Origin of the sequence: Alicycliphilus denitrificans (assembly GCF_044792555.1) — a bacterium.
GTDB lineage: Bacteria > Pseudomonadota > Gammaproteobacteria > Burkholderiales > Burkholderiaceae_C > Alicycliphilus > Alicycliphilus denitrificans_A.
This window is the reverse complement of sequence record NZ_CP126238.1, coordinates 1,996,617-2,017,211: the sequence shown is the minus strand read 5'-3', so window position 1 is coordinate 2,017,211 and position 20,595 is coordinate 1,996,617. Positions and strand designations below refer to the sequence as shown.

Genomic DNA, 20,595 nt, shown 5'->3' with positions numbered 1-20,595 from the left:
GAAGTGGCCTTGGGTGCAGCGCCGGCGCGGCATCGGCCGCGCCGCCGGCATCAGTTGCGGCTCTGGTCGACCAGCTTGTTCTTGGCGATCCAGGGCATCATGGCGCGCAGCTGGGCACCCACCACTTCGATGCTGTGGTCGGCCGTGTTGCGGCGGCGGGCCGTCATCGAGGGGTAGTTCAGGCGGCCTTCCTGGATGAACATCTTGGCGTAGTCGCCGTTCTGGATGCGCTTCAAGGCATTGCGCATGGCGGCGCGCGACTGCTCGTTGATCACTTCGGGGCCGGTCACGTACTCGCCGAACTCGGCGTTGTTCGAGATCGAGTAGTTCATGTTGGCAATGCCGCCTTCGTAGATCAGGTCCACGATGAGCTTGAGCTCGTGCAGGCACTCGAAGTAGGCCATCTCGGGGGCGTAGCCGGCTTCCACCAGGGTTTCGTAGCCCATCTTGATCAGCTCGACGGCGCCGCCGCACAGCACGGCCTGCTCGCCGAACAGGTCGGTCTCGGTCTCTTCCTTGAAGTTGGTCTCGATGATGCCGGCCTTGCCGCCACCGTTGGCCATGGCGTAGGACAGAGCCAGGTCACGGGCCTTGCCGGACTTATCCTGGTGCACGGCCACCAGGTGGGGTACGCCGCCGCCCTGGGTGTAGGTGTTGCGCACGGTGTGGCCGGGGGCCTTGGGAGCCACCATCCACACGTCCAGGTCGGCGCGGGGCACGACCTGGTTGTAGTGCACATTGAAGCCGTGAGCGAAGGCCAGCGAAGCGCCTTGCTTGATGTTGGGGGCCACGTTGTTGGTGTAGACCTCGGCGATCTGCTCGTCGGGCAGCAGGATCATGACCACGTCGGCGGCCTTCACGGCGTCGTTGACTTCCATGACCGTGAGGCCAGCCTTGCCGACCTTGTCCCACGAGGCGCCGCCGCGGCGCAGCCCGACCACGACCTTCACGCCGCTGTCGTTCAGGTTCTGGGCGTGGGCGTGGCCTTGCGAGCCGTAGCCGATGATGGCCACGGTCTTGCCCTTGATCAGGCTCAGGTCACAGTCTTTGTCGTAGAAAACTTTCATGTTGGCTCCGGTTGAAATCTGGTTCGGGAATAAAGGGAAAACGGCGATTGTCTTACACGCGCAGGATGCGCTCGCCACGGCCTATGCCGCTGGCGCCGGTGCGCACGGTCTCTAGGATGGCCGTGCGGTCGATGGCCTGCAGGAAGGCGTCGTTCTTGGACTGGTCGCCGGTGAGCTCCACGGTGTAGCTCTTGTCGGTCACGTCGATGATGCGGCCGCGGAAGATGTCGGCCATGCGCTTCATCTCCTCGCGCTCCTTGCCCACGGCGCGCACCTTGACCATCATCAGCTCGCGCTCGGTGTACGCGCCCTCGGTCAGGTCCACCACCTTCACGACCTCGATGAGGCGGTTCAGGTGCTTGGTGATCTGCTCGATGACGTCGTCCGAGCCCGTGGTCTGGATGGTCATGCGCGACAGCGACGGGTCTTCCGTCGGCGCCACGGTCAGCGACTCGATGTTGTAGCCACGGGCCGAGAACAGGCCCACCACGCGGGAAAGAGCGCCGGCCTCGTTTTCTATCAGAACGGCAATGATGTGTTTCATGTCAGATTCCTCTTCTCGCTGCCCTCCCCCGGCGCCGGTAAGCGCCAGGCTTGGCAGGCAATAGATTCGTCAAAGAAATGCTATTCGATGAATAGCTGCTGTCGCTTGACTGGCAAGCGCTGGATGCCGATTTGCCTTAAAGATCTTCCGACCCCAGCAGCATTTCGGTGATGCCCTTGCCCGCCTGCACCATGGGGAACACGTTCTCGGTCGGGTCGGTGCGGAAGTCCAGGAACACGGTGCGGTCCTTGAGCTTGCGCGCCTCGCGCAGCGCCGGCTCCACGTCTTGCGGACGCTCGATCAGCAGGCCCACATGGCCATAGGCCTCGGCCAGCTTCACGAAGTTGGGCAGCGCGTCCATATAGCTGTGGCTGTAGCGGCCGGAGTATTCGATCTCCTGCCACTGGCGCACCATGCCCAGGTAGCGGTTGTTCAGCGCCAGGATCTTGATCGGGGTGTTGTACTGCAGGCAGGTGGACAGCTCCTGGATGTTCATCTGCACCGAGCCTTCGCCGGTGACGCAATACACCTCGGAATCGGGCTTGGCCAGCTTGATGCCCATGGCGTAGGGAATGCCCACGCCCATGGTGCCCAGGCCGCCGGAGTTGATCCAGCGGCGCGGCTCGTCAAAGCGGTAGTACTGCGCCGCCCACATCTGGTGCTGGCCCACGTCGGAGGTGACGTAGGCGTCGGCGTCCTTGGTCATGTTCCACAGCGTCTCGATCACGTACTGCGGCTTGATGACCTCGGTATTGCCCCGGTCGTACTTCAGGCAGTCGCGGCCGCGCCAGGCCTCGATCTGGTCCCACCAGGCGGCCAATGCGCCGGCATCGGAGCGGGTGGTGGTCTCGCGGATCATGGCGATCAGCTCGGTCAGCACCTCCTTGACATCGCCCACGATGGGAATGTCCACCTTCACGCGCTTGGAGATGCTCGACGGGTCGATGTCGATGTGGATGATCTTGCGGTCGTTCTGCGCGAAATGCTTGGGGTTGCCGATCACGCGGTCGTCAAAGCGCGCGCCCACGGCCAGCAGCACGTCGCAGTGCTGCATGGCGTTGTTGGCCTCGATCGTGCCGTGCATGCCCAGCATGCCCAAAAAGCGCCGGTCGGTGGCCGGGAAGGCCCCCAGGCCCATCAGCGTGTTGGTGACCGGGTAGCCCAGCATGTCCACCAGGGTGCGCAGTTCCTGCGTGGCGTTGCCCAGCAGCACGCCGCCGCCGGTGTAGATGTAGGGCCGCTTGGCCGTCAGCAGCAGTTGCAGCGCCTTGCGAATCTGGCCCGCATGGCCTTTCCTGACCGGGTTGTAGGAGCGCATTTCCACGCTCTTCGGGTAGCCGTGGTAGGCCGTCTTCTTGAACGAGACGTCCTTCGGGATATCCACCACGACAGGCCCGGGGCGGCCGGTGCGCGCGATGTGGAAAGCCTTCTTCAGCGTCAGCGCCAGATCGCGCACATCCTTGACCAGGAAGTTGTGCTTGACGATGGGACGCGTGATGCCGACGGTGTCGCACTCCTGGAAGGCATCCAGCCCGATGGCGGGCGTGGGCACCTGGCCGGTGATGATGACCATCGGGATCGAATCCATGTAGGCCGTGGCAATGCCCGTGATGGCATTCGTCACTCCGGGGCCGGAGGTGACCAGGGCCACCCCGACCTCGCCCGTGGCACGCGCATAGCCGTCGGCCGCATGCACCGCCGCCTGTTCGTGGCGCACCAGCACATGCTGCATGCTTTCCTGCTTGTACAGCGCGTCGTAGATGTAGAGCACGGCGCCGCCAGGGTAACCCCAGATGTACTGGACGTTTTCTGCCTGCAGGGCCTTGACGAGGATTTCGGCTCCCATGAGTTCCTGGGAGCCCGAAGCGGGGGAATGGCTGCCCTGTGTGGCAGCTGCTGCCGAAGTGAGTTCGGCTTTGGAGATTTCCATGATCAACCTTTGCGAATTTCTCTAACGAAAAACCTTGGGTGCCCCTCGTGCGTGCTCTTGTGAAGCCGACTTGGAACTTGAGGCCTCGGCCATGGGCGAGAGGAGTGTGACGCCGAACCGGGACCCGTTTGCCTTTTTGAATTGCAGGACAGATTATTGCACTGCACACATTACCCGACGTGGATCGATACAAAAAAATACCTGCCCAATGCCATAATCCAGAACTTTACGGCTGAGTCAAACGCCAGCCAGACCGCCACAACGGCCCTTTTGGGGCCTTTTGTCTTTTGGCTACCGAACAAGAGCTTTCCGACTTTCTCAAGAGCGTGGACAAGCGTGCCTTCAAGCGCACGCTCTACCACGTTCGCAACGAGGAAGCGGCCCTGGACATTGTCCAGGACAGCATGCTCAAGCTGGCAGAGCACTACGGCGACAAGCCGCCGGGCGAACTGCCCATGCTGTTCCAACGCATCCTGACGAATTGCACACTGGACTGGTTTCGCCGCCAAAAGACCCGCAATGCGCTGTTTTCCAGCCTGAGCGACTTCGAGGGCCCGGGTGAGGACGGAGCGGATTTCGACTTCCTTGAAGTCCATGCCGGCCTTCCCGACGGCGAGACGGCGCAAAGCGCCGAAGACACCCTGCGACGAACGCAGGTTTTGCAGGCCATCGAGGCTGAGATACAACAATTGCCCGCACGTCAACGCGAAGCGTTTTTGATGCGTTACTGGGAGGAAATGGATGTCGCAGAAACGGCCGCAGCCATGGGCTGCTCCGAAGGCAGTGTCAAGACGCACTGCTTTCGCGCCGTCCAAACCCTCAGCAAGGCACTGAAGGCCAAAGGAATCGCGCTATGAATCGCACCACGGAACCCAGCATGCAAGCCAGCGAGGCGGTAGATGCCTATGCACGCCGCCTCACCGCACGCCTGACGCACGGCAACACCGAGTTGCCCCACGACATCACCGAGCGCCTGCGCGCCGCGCGCATGCAGGCGCTTGCCGCGCGCAAGCGCCCCATGCCCCAGTCCACAGCCCAGACGGAGGCCGCCTCGCAGGTCCTCGTCAGCGGCTCCAGCGCCTCGCTCGGCGGCTGGGGGCGCGAGGGCGGCACCTGGTGGCGTGCGCTGATGTCGGCAGTGCCCTTGGCTGCACTGCTCATCGGCCTGTTTTTTGTCAACATGGTGCAAGATGAAACCGTGGCCAGCGAAATTGCCGAAGTCGATGCCGCTTTGCTGACGGGGGATTTGCCCCCTTCCGCCTACGCCGATCCGGGTTTTGTACAGTTCCTGAAATCGTCGAACCAGACTCCCTGACCTTTTGCCCAGCGTTGTAGCGCCTGCATGCACGCATTACGTCCCTCCCCACCCCCACACAAATCGCCAGCATTCGTGCTGGCTTTTGTGTTGCTGAGCATGCTCGCTGGCACTGGTTGGTGGATGGCGATCTATACGCGGGTGGCACCCAGCACCCCGGTGCCGGTGCAGGCGCTGGGAGGCGGCAAGCACAGGGTCTTGGGCGAGGCGCAACCCATGGTGCAGCCCGAAGCCGGCCCTCCCTGGTCATCCCTGACCACCGCCCAAAAGGAAGCCCTGTACCCGCTGGCCAACCGCTGGGCCCTGCTCAGCGAGATGCAAAAGCGCAACTGGCTGAACCTGGCCGCCGGCTTTCATGCACTGCCCGCAGAGGAGCAGGCCAAGATGCTGGCGCGCATCACCGACTGGGCCAATCTGAGCGCCCAGCAGCGCAGTCAGGCGCGGCTCAATTACGCCGCCACCGCCAAACTGCCCGCCGATAACCGACGCGCCCAATGGGAGGCCTATCAGGCTTTGAGCGCCGAGGAAAAGAAACGCCTGGCCGCCAAGGCCGCACCCAAGCCCAAGGGTGCCGCCACCGCCATTCGTCCCATTTCACCGAAGAAGCTGGCACAAGTGCCTGCGGCCACCAACGCACCGCCGGCCGTGGCCAACCCGCCCAAAATCCTGCCGCCGCCGGATTGGCGTCCTGCGCCTGCGCCGTTGCTGCCGGCGCCGCCCACGGTGGTGGAGACCGCCCCCGTCGCCGTGCCCTCGGCCGTGCCGGCGCCCCTGCCGCCGCTGGAGCCGGCGTCCACGCCGCCCGAGGCCAGGGAAGAGCCGGCCCGCTACCATCCACCGCTGCATCCGCCGCAATAACCCCAGCCTGCCGCACACCGCTACCGCATGCCCATGTCCAGCCCGCCAGGCTCCCCCGAGACCGCCAGCGCCCTTCTCCCGATCCAGCCTGCGCCGCCAGCCGAAGCCATGGCCCCTCCTCTGCGCCGCCGCATGGCCTGCTGGCTCTATGAGGGCATGCTCCTGTTCGGCGTGGTGTTCATCGCCGGCTATCTTTTCAGTACGCTGACCCAGACCCGCCATGCATTGCACAACCGCCATGCGTTGCAGGCTTTTTTGTTCGTGGTGTTCGGCATCTACTTCGTCTGGTTCTGGGCGCGCGGCCATACCCTGGCCATGAAGACCTGGCATATCCGGGTAGTCGATCGCCAGGGCCGGCTCATCAGCCAGAAGCGCGCGCTGCTGCGCTATGTGCTCAGCTGGCTGTGGTTCTTGCCACCGCTGGCAGTCATTGCGCCCTTTCACCTCACGGGTGGTGAAACGGCGGTGCTCACGCTGGGCTGGGTCGCCGTCTGGGCGCTGCTGAGCCGCTTTCACCCGCAACGCCAGTTCTGGCACGACGCCCTGGCGGGCACGCGCCTGGTGCATCATGAGCTGCCAGCGCGCCCGCGCAAGACAAAATGATGGACGGCTCCATGCCTTGCCCTGATGCCTGACCTGCACCCCACTCACCCGCATAAGCAACGCACAGGACTGAACCGCCTGTGGCATGCCTCGGGCTACTCGCTGGCCGGACTGCGTGCCGGCTGGGGCGAGAAGGCCTTCCGCCAGGAGGCCTGCCTGGCCGCCGTGCTGCTGCCGTTATCGTTCTGGCTGGGCAACAGTTGGCTGGAAACCGCCCTGCTGGCCGCCACCGTGGTGCTGGTGCTGATCACCGAGCTGCTCAACTCGGGCATAGAGGCGGCCATAGACCGCATCGGCCCCGAGCTGCACGACCTGTCCAAGCGCGCCAAGGACATGGGCAGCGCCGCCGTGCTGCTAAGCCTGCTGCTGTGCGGCGCGGTCTGGGCGGCGGCTCTTTACCAAAGGTTTTTCCATGGCTGATGTGGCTTTTTCCGTCTGCGTCTACCTGGGCTCGCGCCCGGGCGACAACCCCTTGTTCACCGAGGCCGCCACGGCCGTGGGCCGCTGGATAGGACAGCATGGCGGGCAGCTGGTCTATGGCGGCGGGCGCAGCGGCCTGATGGGCCAGGTGGCCGAGGCCACGCGCGTGGCCGGCGGGCGTGTGGTGGGCGTCATTCCCCAGGCGCTGGTGGACAAGGAACTGGCCAACCAGCTGTGCGATGAACTGCACATCGTGCAAACCATGCACGAGCGCAAGGCCATGATGGCCGAGCGCAGCGACGCCTTTCTGGCCCTGCCCGGCGGCATTGGCACGCTGGAGGAGCTGTTCGAGGTCTGGACCTGGCGCCAGCTCGGCTACCACGACAAGCCCATTGGCGTGCTGGACACCGACGGCTACTACGACGCCCTGCTGGGCTTCCTGCAGCACGCCGTGAAGAATGGCCTGATGAGCGAATGGCAGATGGGCCTGGTCCGCACGGGCACCGAACCCGGCGACTTGCTCACGGCGCTGGTGCAGGACGCCGGCCTCAACGCCAGCGCCATTGCCCTGCGCGATGTGATCTAACGGGCGCTCACACCGCCGCGTCGTCCAGGTCCCCGGTGCGTATGCGCACCACGCGCTCCACGGCGGTGACGAAGATCTTGCCGTCGCCGATCTTGCCGGTGCGCGCCGCGGCGACGATGGCATCCACGCAGCGGTCCACGTCCTCGCTGCGCACCACCACCTCGATCTTCACCTTGGGCAGGAAATCGACCACATATTCGGCGCCGCGGTAGAGCTCGGTATGGCCCTTCTGGCGCCCGAAGCCCTTCACCTCGGTCACCGTCAACCCGGTGACACCGCATTCGGCCAGCGCCTCGCGGACCTCTTCCAGTTTGAAGGGCTTGATGACGGCGGTGATCATTTGCATGGTGGGAACTCCTGGAGATGGAAAATTTCGGACAAGGCGGATTCAGGCCCTGAATTTGTTGGTCATCGGGTAGCGCCAGTCCTTGCCGAAGCTGCGGCGCGTGACGCGCACGCCCACGGGCGCCTGGCGGCGCTTGTATTCGTTGACCTGGATGAGGCGGGTCACGCGCTCCACGTCGGCCCGGTCGAACCCGGCGCGCACGATGTCCTCCAAGGGCTCGTCGTTCTCCATGTAGCGCTCGATGATGGCGTCCAGAACCTCGTAGGGCGGCAGGCTGTCCTGGTCCGTCTGGTCCGGGCGCAGCTCGGCGCTGGGCGGGCGGGTGATGATGCGCTCGGGGATGGGGTTGGCGCCCGTGCCGTACGGGTCGTGGGCATTGCGCCAGCGCGCCAGCGCGAACACGCGCGTCTTGAGCACGTCCTTGATCACGGCGAAGCCGCCGGCCATGTCGCCATAGAGCGTGCAATAGCCCGTGGCCAGCTCGCTCTTGTTGCCCGTGGTCAGCACCACGCTGCCGAACTTATTTGAAAGCGCCATGAGCAGCGTGCCGCGGATGCGCGCCTGCAGGTTCTCCTCGGTCGTGTCCTCGGCCCGGCCGGCGAACTGCGGCGCCAGCGCGGCCTTGAAGGACTCGAACTGCGGGGCGATGGCGATCTCGTCGTAGCGCACCTTCAGGCGCTCGGCCATGTCGCGCGCGTCGATCCAGCTGATGTCGGCGGTGTAGGGCGAGGGCATCATCACCGTGCGCACCCTGTCCGCGCCTAAAGCGTCCACGGCGATGGCCAGCACCAGGGCCGAGTCGATGCCGCCCGACAGCCCCAGCAGCGCGCCGGGAAAGCCGTTCTTGCCCACGTAGTCGCGCACGCCCAGCACCAGGGCGGACCAGAGCTCGGCCTCCCAGCCCTCGGCGGGCGCCACATCCGCTTCGATAGTGATAGCTGTTTGCGCTTTATGCACCTGCGCAAACAGCATTTTTTCCTCAAAACCCGGCGCACGGGCGGCCACGCTGCCGTCGGCGTTCAGCGCGAACGAGCGGCCCTCGAACACCACCTCGTCCTGCCCGCCCACCAGATGAGCGTAGACCAGGGGCAGGCCGGTCTCCAGCACGCGTGCGCGCATCACCTGTTCGCGCTCCGCGCCCTTGCCCAGGTGGTAGGGCGAGGCATTGATGGTCACCAGCATCTGCGCGCCCGCCTCGCGCGCGCGGCGGGCGGGTTCGGGATACCAGGCGTCCTCGCAGATCAGCAGGCCCAGGCGCAGGCCCTCGACCTCGAACACGCAGCTGTCAGTGCCCGGAACGAAGTAGCGCCGCTCGTCGAACACCTCGTAGTTGGGCAGGTACTGCTTGGCGTAGGTCTGCTCGATGCGCCCCGCGCGCAGCACGCTGGCGGCGTTGTGGCACAGGCTGTGATCGGCCTCGGCCACCGCCTGGCGCATGCGCTGCGGGTGGCCCACGACCAGGGTCAGGCCGGGCAGCGCGGCCGTCGCCGCGGCGATCTCGGCCAGGGCCTGCCCGCAGGCGGAGAGGAAGGACGGCCGCAGGTACAGGTCCTCGGCCGCGTAGCCGCACAGCGCCAGTTCCGGGGTGAGCAGCAGCCGGGCGCCAACGGCATGCGCCTCTTGCGCGGCGCAGATGATTTTCCGGGCATTGCCCGGCACGTCGCCCACCACGAAATTGAGCTGGGCGATGCTGATGACGAAGGACATAGGGGGAGGTCGAAAAAACGCGGTCGATTATGCCCTCTGCCCCCAGGCCGCGTGGGGCAACGGTTTTGGCGCCATGATGGGCGCCCCGTTCCCGTTACGCCACACCCTTGCCCGCCACCACCCGCTACGACCTGCAACTGCACGACTCGGCCACCCAGGTCGCTGCCAATGCCTGGGACGCCCTGCTGGCGCGCCAGGCACAGCCCACCCCCTTCATGCGCCACGCCTACCTGGCGGCGCTGGAGAACAGCGCCAGCGCCACGGCTGGCACCGGCTGGGCGCCGCGCTTTTTCACGCTATGGCAAGGCGACACGCTGCACGCCGCCTGCGCCCTGTACGTCAAGACACATTCCTATGGCGAATATGTCTTCGACTGGGCCTGGGCCGAGGCGCACGAACGCCATGGCCTGCCCTATTACCCCAAGGCCGTGGTCGCCGTGCCCTTCACGCCCGTGCCTGGCACGCGCCTGCTGGCGCGTGACGACGACGCCCGTGCCGCGCTGCTGCAGGCGCTGATCGCCTGGGCGGGCGAGGCCGGCCTGTCGTCCCTGCACCTGCTGTTTGCGGCCGAGGAAGACCTGGCCGCCGCGCGTGCGGCCGGCCTGATGCTGCGCCAGCAGGTGCAGTTCCACTGGCACAACCGGCGGCCCGCCGGCGCAGAGCCGTTCGCGGATTTCGACGACTTCCTGGCGTCGCTGAACCAGAACAAGCGCAAGAAGATTCGCCAGGAGCGCCGCCGCGTGCACGATGCCGGCGTGCGCTTTCGCGTGCTGCGCGGGCGCGAGATCACCGCTGCCGACTGGGACTTCTTCTACCGCTGTTACAAGCGCACCTACCTGGAGCACGGCAACCCGCCCTACCTGACGCGCGCCTTCTTCGCGCACATGCAAGAGCACATGCCCGAGGCCTGGGTGCTGTTCGTGGCCGAGCGTGCGGGACACCCGATCGCTTCCAGTTTGATAGCTGTCAGCGCTTACCCAGAAAGCGCCAAAATCCAATTTGGCTCAAAAACCATAGCCTATGGCCGCTACTGGGGTGCGCTGGAGCGGGTGGACTGCCTGCACTTCGAGGCCTGCTACTACCAGCCCATCGCCTGGTGCATTGCGCAGGGGGTGCAACGCTTCGAGGGAGGCGCCCAGGGCGAGCACAAAATGGCCCGCGCCCTCATGCCCGTGCAGGCCGGCAGCGCGCACTGGCTGGCGCATCAGGCCTTCGCCCAGGCAGTGGATCGTTTTCTTGCGCGCGAGGACCAAGGCGTGGCGTACTACCTTGCGGATTTGCACATGCGCAGCCCGTTCAAGCGGGCCTAAAGCTCAGGCCGCAGCCACGGCCTGCTGCACCAACCCCAGCTCGGAGCCGCTGAGCAGCGATTCAATGTCCACCACGATCAGCATGCGCTCGCCCGTCGTGGCAATGCCGCGCACGAACGAAGCGTCCACCTGCCCCTGGAACTGCGGCGCCGGCTTGATGGCCTCGGCCGGCAGAGCCACCACGTCGGCCACCGCGTCCACCACGGCGCCCAGCACCGTGCCGCCGACGTTGAGGATGATGACCACGGTGAAATCCGTGTAGTCGGCCGCGGTGCAACCGAGCTTGAGGCGCAGGTCGACGATGGGCACGATGACGCCGCGCAGGTCGATCACGCCCTTGATGAACTCCGGCGCATGGGCCATGCGCGTGGGCTGTTCGTAGGAGCGGATCTCCTGCACGCGCAGGATGTCGATGCCGTATTCCTCCTGGCCCAGGCGGAAGGTCAGGTACTCCGCGGCGCTGCTGGCGCTGGCATTGGCTGGGGAAGAACGCTGGGCAGCGGAAGAGAACATGACAACTCCTTGAGAAATGGTCTTGAGCGAACGGCCAAGCCGATGCAAGCCCAAACGGCACGCCGCACAGACCGTGCAGCATAGCAGTTAACGGTTACTTATCTTGACAATTCTGCCAAAAACCTACGGGCCAGCGCTGCCCGGCGCACCCAGCAAAAAGCCTGCCGGCAACTGCTGCGGGCAGGCTTTCGCGGTGAGATGGGAGGACCCTTGCGCTCAGAGGCTGAGAGTTTTTTCCTCGTGCCCGAAAGGCGCGTCAAAACGCACCCGATCGAGGCGCAAAGCACAGCCATAGCTCGGGCTATGGCGAGCATTTGCAACGAAGAGCGGGGGTGTTTTGGCGTGCAAGGCGGGCATAGGGGAAAGACTCTCAGTCTCTCAACCCTTCTTGTAGTTCTCCACGCCGTCCACGACCTCCTTGTGCGCGGCGTCGATGCTCTCCCAGCCCAGCACCTTGACCCACTTGCCCTCTTCCAGGTCCTTGTAATGCTCGAAGAAGTGGCTGATGGCCTTCAGGCGCATGGGGTTCACGTCCTCCACGGTCTTCCAGTTCTCATACATCTTCAGGATCTTGGTGGTGGGCACGGCCAGCACCTTGCCATCCACGCCGGCCTCATCCTCCATTTTGAGGATGCCCAGTGCGCGGCAGGGCACGACCACGCCGGGCAGCAGCGGATAGGGCGTGATCACCAGCACGTCCACCGGGTCGCCGTCGCCCGACAGGGTCTGGGGCACGTAGCCATAGTTGCAGGGGTAGTACATGGCCGTGGTCAGGAAGCGATCCACGAAGACGGCGCCGGACTCCTTGTCCACCTCGTACTTCACGGGATCGGACTCCGCGGGGATCTCGATCACCACATTGAAGGTTTCGGGGATGTTCTTGCCAGGCTTGACGTTGTTCAGCGACATGGTTGGGGGGGGGTGTAGTTGATTTGGCGTGACTCCCGCGCCGATCAGCACGCAAGTGGCCGTACTGGCAGTTCGGGATTAACCCTGAATTTTAGGCCCATGCTGCTTGCAGCCAGCTTGCAACCGAGTGTTTCGCAGTAAATTGGCCCTGTTGGCCAATCGTCCTCCGTCGATTCACCGTGTCGGCATGGCGAGGAAGCAACGCAGGGGAAGCACCACCACCCGCGTTGCGCTTCCCGTCCGAGCAAGACAAACGATGGAGATAACGAATGGCTGGTTCCACCTCAGCGCTGACTGCCCCTCTCATCCTGGCTCTGGTCTGCGGCTTGATCGCCGTGGCCTATGGCATCTGGACCCGCAGCTGGATTCTTTCCAAAGACCCGGGCAATGCCCGCATGCAGGAGATCGCCGGTGCCATACAGACCGGCGCGGCCGCCTATCTGGCGCGCCAGTACAAGACCATTGCCCTGGTGGGCGTGGTGCTGGCGCTGCTCATCGGCATCTTTCTTGACGCGACCACGGCCATTGGCTTTGTCATCGGCGCAGTGCTCTCGGGCGCCTGCGGCTTCATCGGCATGAATGTGTCGGTGCGCGCCAATGTGCGCACCGCACAGGCGGCCACGCAAGGCATAGGCCCGGCGCTGGACGTGGCGTTCCGCGGCGGCGCCATCACCGGCATGCTGGTGGTGGGCCTGGGCCTGCTGGGCGTGACGGGCTTTGCCTGGTTCCTGCTCGGCCAGGCAGGGGCGAATGCCACGCTGTCGGCCACACTCAATCCGCTGATCGGCTTTGCCTTCGGCTCGTCGCTGATTTCCATCTTCGCGCGGCTGGGCGGCGGCATCTTCACCAAGGGCGCCGACGTGGGCGCCGACCTGGTGGGCAAGGTGGAGGCCGGCATTCCCGAAGACGACCCGCGCAACCCCGCCGTGATCGCCGACAACGTGGGCGACAACGTGGGCGACTGCGCCGGCATGGCGGCCGACCTGTTCGAAACCTACGCCGTCACGCTCATCGCCACCATGGTGCTGGGCGCGCTGCTGGTCACCGCGGCGCCCATGGCGGCCGTGGCCTACCCGCTGGCGCTGGGGGCGGTGTCCATCGTCGCCTCCATCATCGGCTGCTTCTTCGTCAAGGCCAGCCCCGGCATGAAGAACGTCATGCCGGCGCTGTACCGGGGTCTGGCCATCGCCGGCGTGCTGTCGCTGGTGGCTTTCTGGTTCGTCACGGCCTGGGTGGTGCCCGACAACGCCCTCGGCGGCACGGGCGCGCAGGCGCGCCTGTTCGGCGCCTGCGCCACCGGCCTGGTGCTGACGGCGGCGCTGGTGTGGATCACCGAGTTCTACACCGGCACGCAATATTCGCCGGTGCGCCACATCGCCCAGGCCTCCACCACGGGCCACGGCACCAACATCATCGCCGGGCTGGGCGTGTCCATGCGCTCCACGGCCTGGCCGGTGCTCTTCGTGTGCGCGGCCATCATCGTCTCGTACATGCTGGCCGGGCTGTACGGCGTGGCCGTGGCCGCCATGTCCATGCTCAGCATGGCGGGCATCGTGGTGGCGCTGGACGCCTACGGGCCGATTACCGACAACGCCGGCGGCATTGCCGAGATGGCCGAGCTGCCCAGCAGCGTGCGCGACATCACCGACCCGCTGGACGCCGTGGGCAACACCACCAAGGCCGTGACCAAGGGCTACGCCATCGGCTCGGCGGGCCTGGCGGCGCTGGTGCTGTTTGCCGACTACACGCACAAGCTGGACAGCTACGGCCAGGCCGTGAAGTTCGACCTGTCCGACCCCATGGTGATCGTGGGCCTGTTCATCGGCGGCCTGATCCCGTACCTGTTCGGCGCCATGGCCATGGAGGCCGTGGGACGCGCGGCCGGCAGCGTGGTAGTGGAGGTGCGCCGCCAATTCAAGGAGATCCCCGGCATCATGGAAGGCACGGCCAAGCCCGAGTACGGCCGCGCCGTGGACATGCTGACCAGCGCCGCCATCAAGGAGATGGTCATCCCCAGCCTGCTGCCCGTGGCCGTGCCCATCGTCGTGGGCTTGGCGCTCGGGCCGAAGGCGCTCGGCGGACTGCTCATGGGCACCATCGTCACCGGCCTGTTCGTGGCGATTTCCATGTGCACCGGCGGCGGCGCCTGGGACAACGCCAAGAAGTACATCGAGGACGGCCACCACGGCGGCAAGGGCAGCGAAGCGCACAAGGCCGCCGTGACCGGCGACACCGTGGGCGATCCCTACAAGGACACGGCGGGCCCGGCGGTGAATCCGCTGATCAAGATCATCAACATCGTGGCGCTGCTCATCGTGCCGCTGGTGGTGAAATTCCACGCGGGCTGACGCCATACTATCAAAATGAAAGCTGTCAGCGCCCTATCCACGGGCGCTAGCAGGCGTTTTGACCCACGGCTCAGCACGCCGCGCCGGCCTGCCGCACAATAAGCCGCATGCAGTTCCACTACATCGCCAATGCCGGCGTGGCCTCGACCTCCGGGCGCACCATTGCCGTGATTGACCCCTCCGACGGCCAGCCCTATGACGAGATCCAGCGCGGCACGGCCGAGGACATAGACAGCGCCGTGCGCGCCGCGCAGCAGTGCTACGACAGCGTCTGGCGCAGGCTGGCCCCGGCCGAGCGCGGGCGGCTGCTGCAACGCCTGTCCCAGAAGATCAACGAAAACGCCGAGGAACTCGCCGCCATCGAGCAGCGCGACTGCGGCAAGCCCACCAGACAGGCCCGCGCCGACGCAGCCGCCCTGGCGCGCTACTTCGAGTTCTACGCCGGCGCCTGCGACAAGCTGCATGGCCAGACTATTCCCTACCAGGACGGCTTCAGCGTGCTCACCTGGCGCGAGCCCCATGGCGTGACCGGGCACATCGTGCCCTGGAACTACCCGATGCAGATCTTCGGCCGCTGCGTGGGCGCGGCGCTGGCCGCCGGCAACGTCTGCGTGGTCAAGCCGGCCGAGGACGCCTGCCTGTCGCTGCTGCGCGTGGCGCAGCTCGCGGCCGAGGCGGGCCTGCCCGCCGGCGCCCTGAACATCGTCACCGGCTACGGCCACGAGGTGGGCGACGCGCTGGCGCGCCACCCGGGCGTGCACCACATCAGCTTCACCGGCAGCCCCAGGGTGGGCACGCTGATCCAGCAGGCCGCGGCCGAGCGCCACTGCCCGGTGACGCTGGAGCTGGGCGGCAAGAGCCCGCAGCTCGTCTTTGCCGACGCCGACCTGGACGCCGCCGTGCCCGTGATCGTCAACGCCATCGTGCAAAACGCCGGCCAGACCTGCTCGGCCGGCTCGCGCGTGCTCATCGACTCGCTGATCTACGAACCGCTGCTGGAACGCCTGGGCCAGGCCTTCGAGCAGCTCCGCGTAGGCCCCGCGGCCATGGACCTGGATCTGGGGCCGCTGATCCGCCAGAGCCAGCAGCAGCGCGTGTGGGACTTTTTGTCCGACGCCCAGGTGGCCGGCATCCCGCTGGTGGCCCAGGGCACGGTGGTCGACGAGGCACCCGACACCGGCTTCTACCAGGCCCCCACGCTGCTGCGCGACGTGCCCGTGGATCACCGCCTGGCGCAGCAGGAGATCTTCGGCCCCGTGCTCGCCGCCATGCCCTTCCACGACGAGGACGAGGCCGTGGCTCTGGCCAATGCCACGCAGTTCGGCCTGGTGGCCGGAGTGTGGACGCGCGACGGCGCGCGCCAGCTGCGCATGGCGCGGCGCATCGCCAGCGGCCAGGTGTTCATCAACAACTACGGCGCCGGCGGCGGCGTGGAGCTGCCGTTTGGCGGCGTCAAATCGAGTGGCCACGGGCGCGAGAAGGGCTTCGAGGCACTCTACGGCTTCACCACGCTCAAGACCGTGGCCATACGCCACGGTTGATTGCCGCCAGGGGCTGCAGCCCCGACTTTCCGAGCCCCGGTTTTCTGTTTCACCCCATGCCCCTATCCCCTCCCGCACCCCGCACCCCCAGCCATGTCCGCCGCGTCACCTACCAGGGCTTTCAACGCGAGGACGGGCTCTGGGACATCGAGGGCGAACTGCACGACAGCAAGGCATACGACCTGCCGTCGCTGCGCAACCCCGGCCGCACCCGTCTCGCGGGCGAAGCCATACATCACATGTGGCTGCGCGTGACGGTGGACCGCGAGCTGGTCGTGCGCGCCATCGAATCGGCCATGGACTCCCATCCCCTGGCGGGCTGCCCCGAGGCCCAGCGCGCCCTGCAGGCCATGGTGGGCTGCAGCATGGCGCGCGGCTGGCGCCAGTCCATACAGACGCACCTGGGCGGCGTGGCCGGCTGCACCCATCTGCGCGAGCTGCTGTTCAACCTGGCCACGGCCACGTTCCAGACCGTCAGCGCGGCGTTCAAGAGCCAGGGCGACGAGCCGCCGCGCCATCTGGGCCAGTGCACGGGCTGGGACTTTCACGGCCAGGGCGTGAAGGAGCACTATCCGCAGTTCTATGGCCGCGCAACGAAAGCAAATTGACGCACATCAATTCACACGCTGCTACCGATACCCCTACACCGGCCATGGGGCACAATTTACCCATGGCTGAACGTGTCATTCCCCTCGTGGACCAGCGCAGCAGGGTGCTGCGGCCCACCGTGCCCGCCGCCGCCGAGCCTGCCACGGGGCAGTTGTTCGACACGCACGCGCGGCCGCTGCGCGATCTGCGCATCAGCGTCACCGACCGCTGCAACTTCCGCTGCGGCTACTGCATGCCCAAGGAGGTGTTCGACAAGCATTACCGCTACCTGCCGCACGGCGACCTGCTGCGCTTCGAGGAGATCACGCGGCTGGCGCGGCTGTTCATGGCGCATGGGGTGCACAAGATCCGCTTGACGGGCGGCGAGCCGCTGCTGCGCAAGGACCTGGAGCGGCTCGTCGAACAGCTGGCCGGGCTGCGCACCACCGAGGGCCGCGTGCCCGACCTGACGCTGACCACCAATGGCTCGCTGCTGGCGCGCAAGGCACGCGCGCTGAAAAGCGCCGGCCTGCAGCGCGTGACGGTGAGCCTGGACAGCCTGGATGACGCATTGTTCCGCCGCATGAACGATGTCGACTTCCCCGTGGCCGAGGTACTCGCGGGCATCGAGGCCGCGCAGGCCGCGGGCCTCGCGCACATCAAGGTCAACATGGTGGTCAAGCGCGGCACCAACGACCACGAGATCCTGGCGATGGCGCGGCACTTTCGCGGCACCGGCATCACGCTGCGCTTCATCGAGTACATGGACGTGGGCGCCACCAACGGCTGGCGCATGGACCAGGTGCTGCCCTCGGCCGAGCTCATCGCACGGCTGCAGGCCGAACTGCCGCTGGTGCCGCTCTCGCCCAGCGCCGTGGGCGAGACCGCCAAGCGCTGGGGCTACGCCGGCGCCGACGGCAACCACGACCCGTCGCTGGGCGAGGTGGGCGTGATCAGCAGCGTCACCCAGGCCTTCTGCGGCGACTGCAACCGCGCCCGCCTGTCCATGGAGGGGCGGCTGTACCTGTGCCTGTTCGCCACCCAGGGCTGGGACCTGCGCAGCCTGCTGCGCGAAGGCGCCAGCGACGCGCAGATCAGCGCCGCCATCGCCCAGATCTGGCAGGACCGCGGCGACCGCTATTCCGAGCTGCGCGCCAGCCTGCCCGCCGATACCGACAGCGGCGGGCGGCGCATAGAGATGAGCTACATCGGGGGCTGAACCGGCCCGACCAGCGATCCACGCATGATCGACACGCACGACATCACGGGCCTGATCCTCGCCGGCGGCCGCGGCTCGCGCATGGGCGGGGTGGACAAGGGCCTGCAGTGTTTCCGCGGCCTGCCGCTGGCGCGGCACGCGCTCAAGCGCCTGCAACCCCAGGTGGGCGGCGTGATGATCAGCGCCAACCGCAACCTGGCGGCCTACGAGGCCTTCGGCGTCCCGGTCTGGCCCGACGGCCTGGCCGACTATGCCGGTCCGCTGGCGGGCTTTCTTGCCGGGCTGGAGCGCTGCCAGACCCCATGGCTGCTCACCGTGCCCTGCGACACCCCGCTGTTCCCCTCCGACCTGGCCAGCCGCCTAGCCGCCGCCGCCACGGCCCAGGGCGCCGACATCGCCATGGCCGCCGCCCCCGAGCCGCAGGCTGGCGGCGGCACGCACCTGCGCCGCCAGCCGGTGTTCTGCCTGCTGCGCGTGACGCTGGCCGAGAGCCTGAGGCGCTTCACCCAGGAAGGCGGGCGCAAGGTCGAGCGCTGGGCTAGCCAGCACCGCTGCGCCATCGTGCCCTTCGACCGGCCGGGCGACGACCCGCTGGCCTTTTGCAACACCAACACCCTGGCCGAGCTGCTCGCGCTGGAGGGGCGAGACCGATGAAGACACTGGAGCAGATTGCCGCCGAGCTGCAAGGCTACGACCCGCAGGCGCTGCGCGCCGCCGACGTGAACGCCTTTTTGCAGCGCCTGGTGGCGCCCGTCACCGAGACCGAGGAGGTTGGCATCTTCGACGCCCTGGGCCGCGTGCTGGCGCGCGACGTGGTCTCGCCCATCAGCGTGCCGCCGCACGACAACTCGGCCATGGACGGCTATGCCTTCGATGGCGCGCAGCTCATGCCCGGCCAGGCGCTGGTGCTGCGCCCCGTGGGCGCGACGGCCCTTGCCGGCAAGGCCTGGGCTGGCCAGGTCGCAAACGGCGAATGCGTGAAGATCATGACCGGCGCCATCATGCCGGCGGGGCTGGACACCGTGGTGCCGCAGGAGCTGACCACGACCGGCGCCGACGGCCGCATCCACATCGCCGCCGATCTGCTGCGCCGCGGCGACAACCGGCGCCTCTTGGGCGAGGACCTCATGCAGGGTCGCATCGCGCTCTCAAAAGGTGAGCTTCTTACGCCTGCCGCAATTGGCCTGATTGCCAGTTTGGGCCTCAGATCCGTCACCGTCTACCGGCGCCTGCGCGTGGCCTATTTCTCCACCGGCGACGAGATTCTGAGCCTGGGCGAGCCGCCGCGCGAGGGCGCGGTGTACGACAGCAACCGCTACACGGTGTGCGGCCTGCTCACGCGCCTGGGTGTGCAGGTGATCGACCTGGGCGTGGTGCGCGACGAGCCGGCGCTGCTTGCGGCAGCCTTTCGCCGCGCGGCCGCCGAGGCCGACGCCATCATCACCAGCGGCGGCGTGAGCGCGGGCGAGGCCGACCACACGCGCCGCATGATGCGGCAGCTGGGCGACGTGGCCTTCTGGCGCATCGCCATGCGCCCGGGCCGGCCCATGGCCGTGGGCCGCATCCGATCGGAATCACAAGCAAAATCGGCCTCTGACGCTTACCAGAAAAGTGCCGACAGCTATCAAAACGAAAGCACCCAGGACGCCGCAGGCGGCAGCGTGCTGTTCGGACTGCCGGGCAATCCGGTGGCGGTCATGGTCAGCTTCCTGGCCTTTGTGCGCCCCGCCCTGCTGCGCATGATGGGCTGCACGCGCGCCGCGCCGCCGCTGCTGCGCGCCACCAGCGCCGAGGCCCTGCGCAAGAAGGCCGGCCGCACCGAATACCAGCGCGGCCTGGTGAGCCAGGCGGCGGATGGCACGCTGCAGGTGCGCAGCACGGGCAACCAGGGCTCGGGCATGCTCAGCTCCATGGTGCAGGCCAACGGCCTGATCGTGCTGCACCACGACCAGGGCCATGTGGCCGCGGGCGACATGGTGGATGTGATGATGTTCGACGGAGTTGTTTGATATGCCCTACCACGCACAGCACATGGCCCAGCCGCCCACGCGCGAGGAGGTAGACCGGCTGCAAGGCCCCGCCGTGCTTGAATTCGGCACGCCCTGGTGCGGCCATTGCCAGCGCGCCCAGCCGCTCATAGCGCAGGCGCTCAAGGACCAGGCCGGCGTGCAGCACCTCAAGGTCGAGGACGGCCCGGGCCGCCCGCTAGGGCGCAGCTACCGCGTCAAGCTCTGGCCCACGCTGGTCTTTTTGCAAGACGGCCAGGAGGTCGCCCGCCTGGTGCGCCCCGAAACAGCGCAGCAGATCCACGACGCCCTGCGGGCCATCGCCTGAAGTCAACGCCCCAGCGCCTGCTCCACACCCTTGTTGGCCAGCGCATCGGCGCGCTCGTTGCCCGGGTCGCCCGCGTGGCCCTTCACCCAGTGCCACTCGATGCGGTGGCCCGCCTGGTGCGCCAGTTCGTCCAGGCGCTGCCACAGCTCCACATTCTTCACCGGCTGGCCGGCGGCCGTGCGCCAGCCCTTCTTCTTCCAGCCATGGATCCACTCGGTGATGCCCTGGCGCACATACTGGCTGTCCAGGTACAGCGCCACCTGGCAGGGGCGCTTGAGCGCCGCCAGCGCCTGGATCACGGCCAGCAGCTCCATGCGGTTGTTGGTGGTTCCGAGCTCGCCGCCAAACAACTCCTTCTCCAAGGTACCCGAACGCAGTACCGCCCCCCAACCGCCGGGGCCCGGATTGCCCTTGCATGCGCCGTCGGTATAGATCACCACCTGATTCAAAAAAGACT

General features: G+C 66.8%; 22 protein-coding genes. 14 read left to right on the top strand and 8 right to left on the bottom strand.

Annotated features, from left to right (window positions below):
* Positions 1–50 precede the first annotated feature (50 nt).
* The 3 genes from ilvC to P7644_RS09540 form a co-directional block, all read right to left on the bottom strand.
* Positions 51–1,067, bottom strand: a complete 1,017-nt coding sequence (ilvC, locus tag P7644_RS09550; RefSeq protein WP_404303041.1) for a ketol-acid reductoisomerase — start codon at positions 1,065–1,067, stop codon at positions 51–53.
* A gap of 52 nt (positions 1,068–1,119) precedes the next feature.
* Positions 1,120–1,611: an acetolactate synthase small subunit gene (gene ilvN / locus P7644_RS09545; protein ID WP_404303040.1), complete on the bottom strand. Its 492-nt coding sequence runs from the start codon at positions 1,609–1,611 to the stop codon at positions 1,120–1,122.
* A gap of 136 nt (positions 1,612–1,747) precedes the next feature.
* Complete coding sequence (locus tag P7644_RS09540; RefSeq protein ID WP_404303038.1) at positions 1,748–3,541, bottom strand: acetolactate synthase 3 catalytic subunit; 1,794 nt, start codon at positions 3,539–3,541, stop codon at positions 1,748–1,750.
* Positions 3,542–3,828: 287 nt separating this feature from the next.
* Here P7644_RS09540 and P7644_RS09535 point away from each other — a divergent pair, with 287 nt between their 5' ends.
* The 6 genes from P7644_RS09535 to P7644_RS09510 are packed head-to-tail and all read left to right on the top strand — an operon-like array spanning position 3,829 to position 7,323.
* Positions 3,829–4,398, top strand: a complete 570-nt coding sequence (locus P7644_RS09535; RefSeq protein ID WP_404303037.1) for an RNA polymerase sigma factor — start codon at positions 3,829–3,831, stop codon at positions 4,396–4,398.
* The gene (locus P7644_RS09530; protein WP_404303035.1) at positions 4,395–4,856 is read left to right on the top strand and encodes a DUF3619 family protein; all 462 of its coding nucleotides are present in this window, start codon (positions 4,395–4,397) and stop codon (positions 4,854–4,856) included. Before P7644_RS09535 ends, P7644_RS09530 begins: the two co-directional genes overlap by 4 nt.
* A 27-nt stretch (positions 4,857–4,883) precedes the next feature.
* Positions 4,884–5,714 carry a DUF3106 domain-containing protein gene (locus tag P7644_RS09525; RefSeq protein WP_404303034.1) on the top strand — a complete coding sequence of 277 codons (831 nt, stop codon included), beginning with the start codon at positions 4,884–4,886 and terminating at the stop codon, positions 5,712–5,714.
* A 27-nt stretch (positions 5,715–5,741) separates the two neighbouring features.
* Positions 5,742–6,317, top strand: a complete 576-nt coding sequence (locus P7644_RS09520; RefSeq protein WP_404303033.1) for an RDD family protein — start codon at positions 5,742–5,744, stop codon at positions 6,315–6,317.
* A 24-nt stretch (positions 6,318–6,341) separates the two neighbouring features.
* Positions 6,342–6,737 (top strand): diacylglycerol kinase, encoded by a 396-nt coding sequence (locus P7644_RS09515; protein WP_404303032.1) that lies wholly within the window; start codon positions 6,342–6,344, stop codon positions 6,735–6,737.
* Complete coding sequence (locus P7644_RS09510; RefSeq protein ID WP_404303031.1) at positions 6,730–7,323, top strand: TIGR00730 family Rossman fold protein; 594 nt, start codon at positions 6,730–6,732, stop codon at positions 7,321–7,323. The genes P7644_RS09515 and P7644_RS09510 overlap by 8 nt, the downstream gene beginning before the upstream one ends.
* A 7-nt stretch (positions 7,324–7,330) precedes the next feature.
* On the opposite strand, the gene P7644_RS09505 is transcribed toward P7644_RS09510, so the two are convergent.
* Entirely contained in the window at positions 7,331–7,669 is a 339-nt protein-coding gene (locus P7644_RS09505; protein WP_404303030.1) for a P-II family nitrogen regulator, read from the bottom strand.
* Positions 7,670–7,711: 42 nt separating this feature from the next.
* On the bottom strand, positions 7,712–9,376 hold the full coding sequence (locus P7644_RS09500; protein ID WP_404303029.1) for an NAD+ synthase: 1,665 nt from the start codon (positions 9,374–9,376) through the stop codon (positions 7,712–7,714).
* Between the two features lie 107 nt (positions 9,377–9,483).
* Between P7644_RS09500 and P7644_RS09495 the strand changes: the two genes are divergently transcribed.
* The gene (locus P7644_RS09495; RefSeq protein WP_404303028.1) at positions 9,484–10,686 is read left to right on the top strand and encodes a GNAT family N-acetyltransferase; all 1,203 of its coding nucleotides are present in this window, start codon (positions 9,484–9,486) and stop codon (positions 10,684–10,686) included.
* A 3-nt stretch (positions 10,687–10,689) separates the two neighbouring features.
* Here the strand turns inward: P7644_RS09495 and P7644_RS09490 are convergent, their stop codons facing one another.
* Both P7644_RS09490 and ppa read right to left on the bottom strand, forming a co-directional pair.
* Positions 10,690–11,199 carry a chemotaxis protein CheW gene (locus P7644_RS09490; protein WP_404303027.1) on the bottom strand — a complete coding sequence of 170 codons (510 nt, stop codon included), beginning with the start codon at positions 11,197–11,199 and terminating at the stop codon, positions 10,690–10,692.
* Positions 11,200–11,577: 378 nt separating this feature from the next.
* A complete protein-coding gene (gene ppa, locus P7644_RS09485) occupies positions 11,578–12,108 on the bottom strand; it encodes an inorganic diphosphatase (protein WP_404303026.1) in 531 nt (176 codons plus the stop codon).
* Between the two features lie 269 nt (positions 12,109–12,377).
* Between ppa and P7644_RS09480 the strand changes: the two genes are divergently transcribed.
* The 7 genes from P7644_RS09480 (at position 12,378) to P7644_RS09450 (ending at position 20,138) form a co-directional block, all read left to right on the top strand.
* A complete protein-coding gene (locus tag P7644_RS09480; protein ID WP_404303025.1) occupies positions 12,378–14,456 on the top strand; it encodes a sodium-translocating pyrophosphatase in 2,079 nt (692 codons plus the stop codon).
* 107 nt (positions 14,457–14,563) lie between these two features.
* Positions 14,564–15,997 carry an aldehyde dehydrogenase family protein gene (locus tag P7644_RS09475; RefSeq protein WP_404303024.1) on the top strand — a complete coding sequence of 478 codons (1,434 nt, stop codon included), beginning with the start codon at positions 14,564–14,566 and terminating at the stop codon, positions 15,995–15,997.
* 56 nt (positions 15,998–16,053) lie between these two features.
* On the top strand, positions 16,054–16,605 hold the full coding sequence (locus P7644_RS09470; RefSeq protein ID WP_404303023.1) for a DUF2889 domain-containing protein: 552 nt from the start codon (positions 16,054–16,056) through the stop codon (positions 16,603–16,605).
* Between the two features lie 62 nt (positions 16,606–16,667).
* Complete coding sequence (gene moaA, locus P7644_RS09465) at positions 16,668–17,804, top strand: GTP 3',8-cyclase MoaA (RefSeq protein ID WP_404303022.1); 1,137 nt, start codon at positions 16,668–16,670, stop codon at positions 17,802–17,804.
* Positions 17,805–17,828: 24 nt separating this feature from the next.
* Positions 17,829–18,458: a molybdenum cofactor guanylyltransferase MobA gene (gene mobA / locus P7644_RS09460; protein ID WP_404303021.1), complete on the top strand. Its 630-nt coding sequence runs from the start codon at positions 17,829–17,831 to the stop codon at positions 18,456–18,458.
* Complete coding sequence (locus P7644_RS09455; RefSeq protein WP_404303020.1) at positions 18,455–19,813, top strand: molybdopterin molybdotransferase MoeA; 1,359 nt, start codon at positions 18,455–18,457, stop codon at positions 19,811–19,813. Before mobA ends, P7644_RS09455 begins: the two co-directional genes overlap by 4 nt.
* 1 nt (position 19,814) lies before the next feature.
* Positions 19,815–20,138 (top strand): thioredoxin family protein, encoded by a 324-nt coding sequence (locus P7644_RS09450; RefSeq protein ID WP_404303019.1) that lies wholly within the window; start codon positions 19,815–19,817, stop codon positions 20,136–20,138.
* A 2-nt stretch (positions 20,139–20,140) separates the two neighbouring features.
* Here the strand turns inward: P7644_RS09450 and rnhA are convergent, their stop codons facing one another.
* Positions 20,141–20,587: a ribonuclease HI gene (rnhA, locus tag P7644_RS09445; protein WP_404303018.1), complete on the bottom strand. Its 447-nt coding sequence runs from the start codon at positions 20,585–20,587 to the stop codon at positions 20,141–20,143.
* Positions 20,588–20,595: the final 8 nt, after the last annotated feature.

Bases quoted from the DNA above. Each gene is read 5' to 3' on its own strand.
- P7644_RS09520 (WP_404303033.1), top strand. From the start codon at position 5,742: ATGCCCATGTCCAGCCCGCCAGGCTCCCCCGAGACCGCCAGCGCCCTT.
- mobA (WP_404303021.1), top strand. From the start codon at position 17,829: ATGATCGACACGCACGACATCACGGGCCTGATCCTCGCCGGCGGCCGC.
- P7644_RS09525 (WP_404303034.1), top strand. From the start codon at position 4,884: ATGCACGCATTACGTCCCTCCCCACCCCCACACAAATCGCCAGCATTC.
- P7644_RS09450 (WP_404303019.1), top strand. From the start codon at position 19,815: ATGCCCTACCACGCACAGCACATGGCCCAGCCGCCCACGCGCGAGGAG.
- P7644_RS09530 (WP_404303035.1), top strand. From the start codon at position 4,395: ATGAATCGCACCACGGAACCCAGCATGCAAGCCAGCGAGGCGGTAGAT.
- moaA (WP_404303022.1), top strand. From the start codon at position 16,668: ATGGCTGAACGTGTCATTCCCCTCGTGGACCAGCGCAGCAGGGTGCTG.
- ilvN (WP_404303040.1), bottom strand. From the start codon at position 1,611: ATGAAACACATCATTGCCGTTCTGATAGAAAACGAGGCCGGCGCTCTT.
- ppa (WP_404303026.1), bottom strand. From the start codon at position 12,108: ATGTCGCTGAACAACGTCAAGCCTGGCAAGAACATCCCCGAAACCTTC.
- P7644_RS09470 (WP_404303023.1), top strand. From the start codon at position 16,054: ATGCCCCTATCCCCTCCCGCACCCCGCACCCCCAGCCATGTCCGCCGC.
- ilvC (WP_404303041.1), bottom strand. From the start codon at position 1,067: ATGAAAGTTTTCTACGACAAAGACTGTGACCTGAGCCTGATCAAGGGC.
- P7644_RS09540 (WP_404303038.1), bottom strand. From the start codon at position 3,541: ATGGAAATCTCCAAAGCCGAACTCACTTCGGCAGCAGCTGCCACACAG.
- P7644_RS09480 (WP_404303025.1), top strand. From the start codon at position 12,378: ATGGCTGGTTCCACCTCAGCGCTGACTGCCCCTCTCATCCTGGCTCTG.
- P7644_RS09500 (WP_404303029.1), bottom strand. From the start codon at position 9,376: ATGTCCTTCGTCATCAGCATCGCCCAGCTCAATTTCGTGGTGGGCGAC.
- P7644_RS09455 (WP_404303020.1), top strand. From the start codon at position 18,455: ATGAAGACACTGGAGCAGATTGCCGCCGAGCTGCAAGGCTACGACCCG.
- P7644_RS09505 (WP_404303030.1), bottom strand. From the start codon at position 7,669: ATGCAAATGATCACCGCCGTCATCAAGCCCTTCAAACTGGAAGAGGTC.
- P7644_RS09475 (WP_404303024.1), top strand. From the start codon at position 14,564: ATGCAGTTCCACTACATCGCCAATGCCGGCGTGGCCTCGACCTCCGGG.
- P7644_RS09515 (WP_404303032.1), top strand. From the start codon at position 6,342: ATGCCTGACCTGCACCCCACTCACCCGCATAAGCAACGCACAGGACTG.
- P7644_RS09510 (WP_404303031.1), top strand. From the start codon at position 6,730: ATGGCTGATGTGGCTTTTTCCGTCTGCGTCTACCTGGGCTCGCGCCCG.
- P7644_RS09490 (WP_404303027.1), bottom strand. From the start codon at position 11,199: ATGTTCTCTTCCGCTGCCCAGCGTTCTTCCCCAGCCAATGCCAGCGCC.